General features: G+C 68.1%; 8 protein-coding genes and 1 pseudogene. 5 read left to right on the top strand and 4 right to left on the bottom strand.

Annotation, left to right across the window (positions count from 1 at the left end; genetic code table 11):
• The 3 genes from AB0K21_RS44470 to AB0K21_RS44460 form a co-directional block, all read right to left on the bottom strand.
• The coding region (locus tag AB0K21_RS44470) for an aldehyde dehydrogenase family protein (protein WP_364159218.1) at positions 1-311 on the bottom strand (311 nt) is incomplete at its 3' end.
• The gene (locus AB0K21_RS44465) at positions 308-1606 is read right to left on the bottom strand and encodes an aspartate aminotransferase family protein (protein ID WP_343982747.1); all 1299 of its coding nucleotides are present in this window, start codon (positions 1604-1606) and stop codon (positions 308-310) included. The genes AB0K21_RS44465 and AB0K21_RS44470, both read right to left, overlap by 4 nt.
• A 138-nt stretch (positions 1607-1744) precedes the next feature.
• Complete coding sequence (locus AB0K21_RS44460; protein ID WP_343982750.1) at positions 1745-3256, bottom strand: MFS transporter; 1512 nt, start codon at positions 3254-3256, stop codon at positions 1745-1747.
• 54 nt (positions 3257-3310) lie between these two features.
• Between AB0K21_RS44460 and AB0K21_RS44455 the strand changes: the two genes are divergently transcribed.
• The 3 genes from AB0K21_RS44455 (at position 3311) to AB0K21_RS44445 (ending at position 6236) form a co-directional block, all read left to right on the top strand.
• Positions 3311-4090 (top strand): TetR/AcrR family transcriptional regulator C-terminal domain-containing protein, encoded by a 780-nt coding sequence (locus AB0K21_RS44455; protein ID WP_364159214.1) that lies wholly within the window; start codon positions 3311-3313, stop codon positions 4088-4090.
• Between the two features lie 115 nt (positions 4091-4205).
• Positions 4206-5831: a PucR family transcriptional regulator gene (locus AB0K21_RS44450; RefSeq protein ID WP_343982756.1), complete on the top strand. Its 1626-nt coding sequence runs from the start codon at positions 4206-4208 to the stop codon at positions 5829-5831.
• A 9-nt stretch (positions 5832-5840) separates the two neighbouring features.
• Positions 5841-6236: a cupin domain-containing protein gene (locus AB0K21_RS44445; protein ID WP_343982759.1), complete on the top strand. Its 396-nt coding sequence runs from the start codon at positions 5841-5843 to the stop codon at positions 6234-6236.
• A 160-nt stretch (positions 6237-6396) separates the two neighbouring features.
• Here AB0K21_RS44445 and AB0K21_RS44440 read toward each other — a convergent pair whose 3' ends face one another.
• Positions 6397-6546: a hypothetical protein gene (locus tag AB0K21_RS44440; protein ID WP_157594876.1), complete on the bottom strand. Its 150-nt coding sequence runs from the start codon at positions 6544-6546 to the stop codon at positions 6397-6399.
• Between the two features lie 289 nt (positions 6547-6835).
• On the opposite strand from AB0K21_RS44440, the gene AB0K21_RS44435 reads away from it, so the two are divergent.
• Positions 6836-8299: a phosphodiester glycosidase family protein gene (locus AB0K21_RS44435; RefSeq protein ID WP_364159209.1), complete on the top strand. Its 1464-nt coding sequence runs from the start codon at positions 6836-6838 to the stop codon at positions 8297-8299.
• A gap of 457 nt (positions 8300-8756) precedes the next feature.
• Positions 8757-9602, top strand: a pseudogene (locus AB0K21_RS44430) (IS30 family transposase); the annotation flags it as partial.
• Positions 9603-9805: the final 203 nt, after the last annotated feature.

Genomic DNA, 9805 nt, shown 5'->3' with positions numbered 1-9805 from the left:
CCGCGGGCGACCTCGCCCAGCGCGTCGGAGTGGACCTTGCCGTGCTCCGCGCTGATCAGCGCCGCGAGCTCGTCGCGGTGGGCGTACATCAGCTCGCGGAAGCGGAACAGCACCTGCGAGCGCTTGACCAGCGAGGTGTCCCGCCAGGCGGGCCAGGCCGCGACGGCGGCGGCCACGGCCGCGTCGACCTCGGCCACGGACGCGAGATGGACCTGTCCCGCGACCTCCCCGGTCGCGGGGTTGAAGATCTCGGAGGTACGGCCGGAGCCCTCGACGGGGCTCCCGCCGATCCAGTGGGTGACGTTCTTCACGAGGCGACCTCGGCGTTGACGGTTTCGAGCACGGTGACGATGATTCCGAGGCCCTCGGCGGCCTCCTCCATGGTGAGGGTGAGCGGCGGAGCCATCCGGAGCACGTTGCCCCGCAGCCCGCCCTTGCCCGCCAGCAGGCCGGCCTTCCTGCTCTCCTCCATGAACCGGTTGGCGAGCGCCGGGGAGGGCTCGCCCGTCGCCGGGTCGACCAGCTCGACGGCGAACATCAGGCCCCTGCCGCGGACGTCGCCGACGATCGGCAGGCGCGGCGCGGCCTCGCGGAGCCCGTCGATGATCAGGGCGCCGGTCCTGGCGGCACGGGCCTGCAGGTCGTGGTCAAGGACGTAGTCCAGGGTGGCGTTGGCCGCGGCCATGGAGATCGGGTTACCGCCGAAGGTGGCCAGTCCGACGGCGTGCAGGTTGTCCATCAGGTCACCCCGGGCGACGACGCCACCCACCGCGAAGCCGTTGCCCAGCCCCTTGGCGAAGGTCATCATGTCGGGCGTGACACCGTGGTTCTGGATGCCGAAGAAGGCCGAGCCGGTACGGCCCCAACCGGTCTGCACCTCGTCGGAGATGAACAGGATCCCCTCGGAGTCGAGGACCTCCTTGTAGGCGGCGAACAGCCCGTCGGGGGCCATGGTGAAGCCGCCCACGCCCTGGATCGGCTCGGCGATCAGCGCCGCCACGTCGCCTCCGACGGCCGTGGAGAGCACGTGGCGCAGGTCGTCGACGCAGGCCTCGATGTAGCCGGCGTCGGACAGGCCGCGGAACTGGGCGAGGTGCCGGTCGGCTCCGTGCAGGAAGTGCACGTTCAGCGGCGACAACGAGTTGTTCTTCCAGGAGCGGTTGCTCGTGACGCCGATCGTGCCGAAGGAGCGGCCGTGGTAGCTCTGCCGCATGGCGAGCACCTGGTCGGACTTGCGCGCGTAGGTCGCCAGCAACAGCGCGGCCTCGTTGGCCTCGGTACCGGAGTTGGTGAAGAAGACCTTCGCGTCCTGGATGCCGGAGAGCCTGGCGATCTTCTCGGCCAGCTCGACCTGACCGCGCAGCAGGTAGACCGTGGAGGTGTGCACGACCCCGGTGGCGAGCTGCCGCTCCACGGCCTCCCGCACCTCGGGCACGTCGTACCCGATCATGTTGGTCAGAATGCCCGCGAAGAAGTCGAGGTAGCTCTTGCCCGACGCGTCGACTACCCGGTTGCCCTTGCCCGAGACGATCTCGATGGGCTCGTCGTAGTAGAGGGCCAGCCAGTTGGGCATTACCGCGCGATGGCGCGCAAGGAGGTCCGACATACATCGAGTATCACCGCTCGGGGCCACCACCTCATACCGGCAACATGTCGGCACATAGCCACCAAACCCATCACACTGTCAGGTCGGTACGCCCGGGTCACCGGCCGATCCGTCCGGACGGATCGGCCGGAGAACCCCTCAGCCCTCGGTCTTCACCAGGTCGGCCTCCGAGGCGGCCGTGACCACGGGCGCGGGCCGCAGCACCAGGAACGCCAGCGTGGCGGCGGCCAGGGTGAAGACGACCCCCACCCAGGAGCCGAACGACATGGCGGAGACGAACGCCTCACGCGCGGTCCCGATCACCCCCGGATCCCCCAGCCGCAGCGCCTCTCCGATCGACTCCCTGGCGGCGGCCGGGGCGTCCGCGGGCATCGACGAGGTGTAGACCCCGGCCAGCACGCTGCCCAGCACGGCGATGCTCAGCGCCATGCCGACCTGCTGGACCGTGTCGTTGAGCGCCGATCCGACACCGGCGTGCGCGGGCGGCACCGCGCCCATCAGCGTCGCGTAGGCCGCGGGACCCGCCAGGCCGCCGCCGATCCCCATGAGCATGAGACCAGTGATCAACATGCCGTACCCGGTGTCGGCGGTCATGAAGGCGAGCACCCCGAAGCCGCCCGCCATCACGGCGAGGCCGACGGCGACCAGCACCCGGTTGCTGACCCGCTGCCCCAGCCCGGCGCCGACCGCGTTGAACAGCGCGGCGGCCACCGCGTACGGCAGCAGCGCGAGACCGGCCCGCATGGGACCGTAGCCCAGCACGAACTGCAGGTACTGGGTGAGCATCAGCAGCAGCGCGCCCGTGCCGAACGACATCAGCACGATCGAGAACGAGGCGCCGCTGAAGTTCCGGTCGCGAAACAGCTCCAGCGGGAGCATCGGATGCTCCGACCTGAGTTCCCAGATCACGAACGCCCCCAGCGCGACCACCGCCACGCCGGCGGCGGTCAGCGACTCCACCGAGGTCCAGCCCGTCGTCGGGGCGGAGACGACCACGTAGACCAGGGCGCCCATGCCGGCCGTGGACAGCACCACGCCGAGCGGGTCGAGCCTTCTCGCCGGACCGCGCGACTCGGGCATCAGCAGCACCGCCGCGATGACGGCGACGATCGCGACGGGCACGTTGAGCAGGAAGATCGATCCCCACCAGTAGTGTTCCAGCAGGAAACCGCCCAGCGTGGGACCGGCGATCACACCGACCATGGCCACCGCGCTCCACGCGGCGATCGCCTTGCGGCGCTCCTCCTCGTCGAAGACGGTGATCAGGATCGACAGGGTGCTCGGCATCAGGATGGAGCCGCCGACACCCATCAGCGCGCGGGCACCGATCAGCTGCCAGGGCTCGGTGACCAGCACGGCGACCAGCGAGGCACCGCCGAACAGCAACAGGCCGATGATCAGGAAGCGCTTACGGCCGTAGCGGTCCGACAGGCTGCCCGAGGTGAGCAGCAACCCGGCGAAGACCAGGACATAGGCGTCGATGATCCACTGAATGTCCGCCGGGGTGGCTCCCAGGTCGACCATCAACGCCGGGATGGCCAGGTTGAGGACCGTGTTGTCCACCACCAGGACCAGCAGGCTCAGACAGAGCACTCCGAGGATCCACCAGCGCCTCGGATCGCGTTCGACTCGTACAGTGTTCGATTCCACTCGCACAATGTACGACAAGCTCGCACGACGTACTATCGGATTTATGCTTGGAGCGTGAAACAGCACTTCAGCTCCGTCTGGACACGCGAGCCGCGCACCGCCAAGAGCCCGGGGCTCGATCGCGCGCAGATCGTACGCGAGGCGATGGCACTGCTCGACGCGGAGGGGCTGGACGCACTGAGCATGCGCCGCCTGGGCGCCAGGCTCGGCTCGGGGGCCACCAGCATCTACTGGCACGTGGCGAACAAGGACGAGCTGCTGGAACTGGTCCTCGACGAGGTCTACGGCGAGCTGACGGTCCTGGACGCCCGGGAGACCACCTGGCGCGACTCCGCCTCCTCCTTCGCGTACAGCATGCGCCAGATGCTCTTCAGCCATCCCTGGGTGATCAACCTCGTCGGGACCGTCCCCGGCATCGGCCCCAACGCGATACTGCTGATGACCCGGCTCGTCGCCACCTTCGGCCACGCCGGGTTCCGTGACCTCGACCAGGACTACGCCGCCTCGACGCTCATGGCCTACGTGGCCGGGGTCACCATGCCCGAAATCTCCTGGCGGACCATGATGGGGCGGACCGGCCTCGGGTCCAACGAGCTGAACGCGGCCCTCCACCCGCTGGTGGAGAAGGCCGCGGCGGGCCACCCCGAACTGGCCGCCCGATACGCCGAGTTCCGGGAGATCGACGTCGAGACCACCAGGGCGCTCAACTTCGAGTTCGGCCTGACCTGCCTCCTCGACGGTCTGGAAGCCCGCCTGAACCGCGCGGCCTCGGCGCCGGCACCGGCCTCGGCGGACCCCGGCGCGACACCGCCCCCGCGGCCGGGCCTTCAGTAGCGACCCCGGGCGGACGGTGCCGCGGGCCCATTACCGCAGGAACGCGGATGGCAGGTAAACAGCATGTAAAAGGAGGGCCACCCGTACTTACATTCTGATCAGATACTCTCTGTGTGTGCTCCCTACAGTCGCCGACGTCCTCGCCCTGGACACCGTTCGCCGGGGCAATCCACAGGTCGTGGCGGGGGCTGACCGGCTGGGCAGCCGGGTGCGCTGGGTGCACGTGGGCGAGGTCACCGATATCGCCCACCTGCTACGCGGGGGTGAGCTCGTGCTCACCACCGGCATAGCCCTGCCCGACGACCCCGACAAGCTCGCCGACTATGTCGCCGAACTGGCCACCGTGGGTGCGTCGGGGCTGATCGTGGAGCTGGGCCGCAAGTTCATCAAAGAGTTGCCCCGTGCCGTGATCAACGCCGCCGAGGCGCACGGCCTTCCCCTGGTGACCCTGGCGATGGAGACACCGTTCGTGCAGATCACCGAGTCGGTGCACGCCCGGATCATCGACATCCAGCTGGAGGAACTCCGCGCCTCCAAGCAGTTGCACGAGGTCTTCACCGAGCTGTCGGTCGAGGGCGCCTCCCCCGCGAGGGTGCTCGGCCAGGTCACCCGGCTGTCCGGACGCCCCGCGCTGCTGGAGAACCTCGCCCACCAGGTCCTGGCATGCGACACCGCCGGACGTGACACGGGCACGTTACTGGCGGGCTGGGAGACGCGCTCCCGCTCGGTGGCACCCCACCCGCGGACCGCCTACGACGCGGCCTCAGGCTGGCTGGTCACCATGGTCGGCGCCCGGGGCCAGGACTGGGGCCGCCTGATCCTGCTCTGTGACACAGAGCCTGGACCGCACGACATCGTGCTCGCCGAACGCGCCGCGACCACCCTCGCCCTGGGCCGCCTGCTGGAACGCCACCAGGAGTCACTGGAGCGCCAGGCACACGGCACGATCATCACTGGAATCCTGACCCACGCGTACGCGGACCCCGAGGAGGCCGCGGCCCGCGCCCGCGCGGTCGGCGTGCCGCTCACCGGTCGCAGGCTCATGAGCGTGGTGCTGCGCCTGGCCGAGCCGGCGGAGAAGCCGATGGACGGCCAGGAGCAACTCGCCCAGCTCGCCGAACTGGGCGACGCGGCCGCCGCCGCCTGCCGAGAGGCCCGCCTTCCCGCCCTGATCGGCGCCCTGGACCAGAACCGGGTCGGCGTCCTGCTCCCCCTGCCGCCGCGTGTCCTCCCCGAATCCGCACTGACCACGCTCGCCGACCACCTGCGCGCGGCCTTCACGAACCCCTTCATCCTCGCCGCGGGTTCCATGGTCGAGTCGGTCCGCGACGTGCGGCGGAGCTTCCTGGAGGCCGAGCAGGTCGCCGACGTGGCCGTCAGACAGCCCGACGGCCGCGCTTTCTACCGGCTCCCCGACCTCCGCCTGCGGGGCCTGCTCCACCTCCTCCGCGACGACGCACGGCTGCAGACCTTCGCCGAACGCGAGCTCGGCCCGCTGCTCGCCCACGACGCCCAACGCGGCGGCGATCTCACCAGCATCCTCCGGGTCTACCTCAACGCGGGCCGCAACAAGGCCCTCGCCGCTCAGCGGGCGCATCTGTCACGCCCCGCCTTCTACGACCGTCTCCACAGGTTGGAACGCGTCCTCGACACCGATCTGGACGATGTCGAGTCCTGTCTTTCCCTCCATGTCGCCCTCCTGGCGCTGGAGTCCTTCCGGAGAGACAATCCCCGCCCCTGAAAGGTCCCCATGCCCGACATTCTCATCCCAGAGCCCGCCGACCTGGCCCGGATGACCACCGCTGCCGGCGCGTTCTCCGTCCCCACCGGTGACGTGCAGCTCTCACCGGACGAGCTGGAAGCCGACCAGATCCTGGCCGGTTCCCCGCGCGTCTCGTCCATCGAGCTGTGGTCCTCTCCGGACGGCAGGCAGAGCCGGGGCATCTGGGAGATCACGCCGGGCACCGTGGCCGATGTGGAACGTGACGAGATGTTCGTGGTCCTGTCCGGCCGCGCCACACTGGAGGTCGACGGGGGCACCACCCTCGAACTCGTCCCCGGCTCGGTCTGCCTGCTCGCCGAAGGGGCCAAGACCGTCTGGATCGTCCACGAGACCCTGCGCAAGGTGTACCACTGCATGGGCTGACCGGATCAAGGTCGCGGATCGTACGGAACCGGGGTTCCGTACGATCCGCGACTGTCCGCCCGTTCACCGCGGCCACCGCTTCCCGCGGCGACCGTGTGCGGTGATCTGTCTTTTCCGGGCTTGTCGAACCGACTTCGTACTTGAACCAACTGCGTCTGCACTAACCGTGTCTGTCGGATGCGATGTCCATCTGAACAGGGTCATCCGCGCAGATGTGGAGATCCCAGCGGCGCGGACGCGTCAGGATCGCCCCGAGGATGACACCCAGGATCACGCTTGCGATGATCACGATGAGAATGCTCAGCCCCATGACGGCTGCCTCTCGGAAAGATGTGCCGCTTGATCTGAGGAAATGCGGCCTACTGCACCGTAGCGTCGCATTCTCGCCGTCGCAACGAAACGGCCAGGGACTAATCCTTATTGACCAGGACCGTTGACCCGGTCGGGGCCGTCACAGGCGGGTGAATTCTCCCTCGGACGACATGATCTTGCGTGCGCAACAACACTTTCTTGGGATGTTTCACGTGTTTCGCTCCCCTCGCCCCGTAGATCTCGGCACGATGGTGCACGAACTCTGAGACCAACGGGGAGAGATATACATGTCGCGACGCCTTGTCGCCGGATTCACGGCCCTAGCACTCACCGCCACAGCGATTCCCGCTGAGGCCGAGCAGGCGGGTTCGGGGTTCCCCTCCTCCGCGTTCCCACTGGGCGTGAGCATGGCCACGGTGAAAGACCAGCAGAGTGTGGCACCGGGCATTGATCTTTTCAATGTGAAGCACGGTAAGTCCACGCAGGGCTGGACAGTCTCCGCCCTCATGCCCAACGGTCACGACGACGGTCGCCTGGACACCGCTCAGACGGTCGCCGAGGCCGTGGAGGCGGCGGGGTTCACTCCCAGCATCCTGCGGATCGTGCAGCCCGCCGCAGCGGACGCCCCGGCTGTGGAGCGATACATGGTCAGGATCGGCCTGTGGTCGTTCGGCAAGCGGGCCGAGGCCGACAAGGTCGTGAAGGAACTCAAGAAGCAGGGCATCCGGGCCAAGACCGACTATCTCGGCGACGACGGCACCGAGACCACCGGCCCCTGGAACATGCGCGTACTGATGGTCGACCCGAAGGTGTTCAAGGGATCCTTCAAGACGAGCGTCGGCAAGAGCGTGGCCAAGCGCGAGACCACCAGCTCGATGTCGAAACTTACCGGCGCCATCGCCGGGGTCAACGGCGGCTTCTTCAACATCCACACCGCCAAGGCCCTCCAGGGCGACCCGGTCGGTGTCTCCGTGGTGGGCGGCAGGCTGCTCAGCGAGGCCGTGCCCGGCCGCAGCGGCCTCGTCATCACCCAGGGTCGCAAGGCCCGGATCACCGAGCTGCGGACCCAGGTCACCGCGATCTCCTCGGACGGCACGAAGGCCGAGGTCAACGGCATCAATCGGGCCGCCGGAAGCGACGAGCTCGTCCTCTACACCGAGGAGTTCGGCAGCAGGACGGCCACCGACGGCGGCATCGAGGTCGTCGTCGACACCCAGGGCCAGGTCGTCAAGGTCCGTCAGGCCGGCGGCATCGTCTCCCGGGGCACCTATGTGCTCCACGGCACCGGACTGGCGGCCGTCTGGCTTCAGGAACACACCCAGGGCACCTGGATGAAGCTGGACACCAAGGTCATCGATCTGCGGACGCAGCGGGCGATACCGCTCACCCCGGATACCTACATCATGGGCGGCGGGGTCGGGCTGGTCAGGAACGGACGGGTGCGCATCACCGCGGCGGCCGACGGACATGCCTCGATCAACATGATGCTCCGGCGCCACCCGCGCACGATGGTCGGTGTCAACAAGTCGGGCGGGCTGATCCTGGCCACGGTCGACGGACGCAACCCGGGTGTCTCCGTGGGCGCCTCGATGGTGGAGGCTGCCCAGCTGATGCGGTGGCTGGGCGCCAAGCAGGCCATCAACTTCGACGGTGGTGGCTCCAGCGTGATGGTCGTCGGCCACAAGCCCGTCAACCGGCCCTCGGACGGCGCGGAGCGGACCGTGGGCGACGCCCTCTTCATCACGCCCTGACGAACCGCGCTCCAACGCGAGAAGCCCCGGTCCTCATCTTGGGTTCACGTGGTCGTCGCAACATCTCGATCTGAGGAGTTGCGACGACCATGTCGTTGTCGGAGGGGATTGGCGCGGAGTGGGATGAGCTGTTGAGGCTCGTCGATGCTGGGGCTTCGGTGCGGTCGGCGACGGTGTCGCTAGGTATCTCGTGTTCGAGGGCTTATGCAATCTTGCAGGCCCGCGGTCGGGGATCGGGGCGGGCGAAGACCGTGGTCACCGATGAGCATCGGGGGCGGGTGCTGGCGGTGTTCGCCGACTCGGGGAGCGTCAATGGCGCTGCGAAGGCCGCGGGGCTGAGTCATTCGGCGGCTCGGCGGATCCTGGTCCAGGCCGGGGTGATGGCGGCTGAGAAAGTGCCTTGGGGTAAAGAAGCGGCCAGGCTGCGGTTTCTCGAGCTGGTCGGGCAGGGCTGGTCGAGGGCGTCTACTTGCCCTATCAGGCGCACCGGACGGCCGTGGCCGGGCGGGCCCGGCCCAAGACCTCCAAGCTGGTAGACAACGGGGAGTTGCGCGAGCAGGTCGAACAAGGTCTGGAACGGAAGTTGTCTCCCGAGCAGATCTCCCGCAGGCTCGTCAAGGACTTTCCCGACGATGAGAGCATGCGTGTGAGCCACGAGACGATCTACCAGGCCCTGTATTTCCAGGCCCGTGGCGGCCTCAAACGCGAGGTGCAGAAGGCGTTGCGGACCGGCAGAACCCGCCGTAAACCGCAGCGCCGGCCCGGCCAGCGGCAGCCTCGGTTCGTGCAGGAGATGGTGATGATCGCCGACCGGCCCGCCGAGGTCGACGACCGTGCCGTCCCCGGGCATTGGGAAGGCGATCTCATCGTCGGCGCGAACAACCAGTCCGCGATCGGCACGCTGGTCGAAAGGACCACCCGCTACACGATGCTGGTGCATCTGCCCGGCGGCCATGACGCCGAGCAGGTCCGCGACGGGCTGATCGCCACGATATCGACCTTGCCCGCCCATCTGCGCGGGTCGCTAACCTGGGACCAGGGCTGTGAGATGGCCCGCCACCAGCAGTTCAGCCTCGCCACCGACATGGCCGTCTACTTCTGCGATCCGCACTCGCCCTGGCAGCGTGGCAGCAACGAGAACACCAACGGACTCCTGCGGCAGTACTTCCCTAAAAGTACCGATCTGAGCGTCTACGGGCCCGAAGACCTCGAACACGTCGCCCAAGAACTCAACGGCCGCCCACGCAAAACGCTCGACTGGGACACCCCAGCCGAGCGCTTGCGTGATCTACTAACCACCTAGAACACCAACGGTGTTGCGACGACCCCTTGAAACCGCCCATCGGCCGGGGCTTCTGGTTCTCCGTAGGCGTACCGCGGCTTTCCCGGCAGGCCCCTTCCGGAACCCCCTCGGAAAACACGAAGGCCCCCACCGAAAGGTGAGGGCCTTCATATGAAAGATTGTCCGGCGGCGACCTACTCTCCCACACCGTCCCCGGTGCAGTA

Origin of the sequence: Streptosporangium sp. NPDC049248, from assembly GCF_040678965.1 — a bacterium.
GTDB lineage: Bacteria > Actinomycetota > Actinomycetes > Streptosporangiales > Streptosporangiaceae > Streptosporangium > Streptosporangium fukuiense.
The sequence above is the reverse complement of the archived record's forward strand: the minus strand, read 5'-3'. Positions and strand labels throughout refer to the sequence as shown.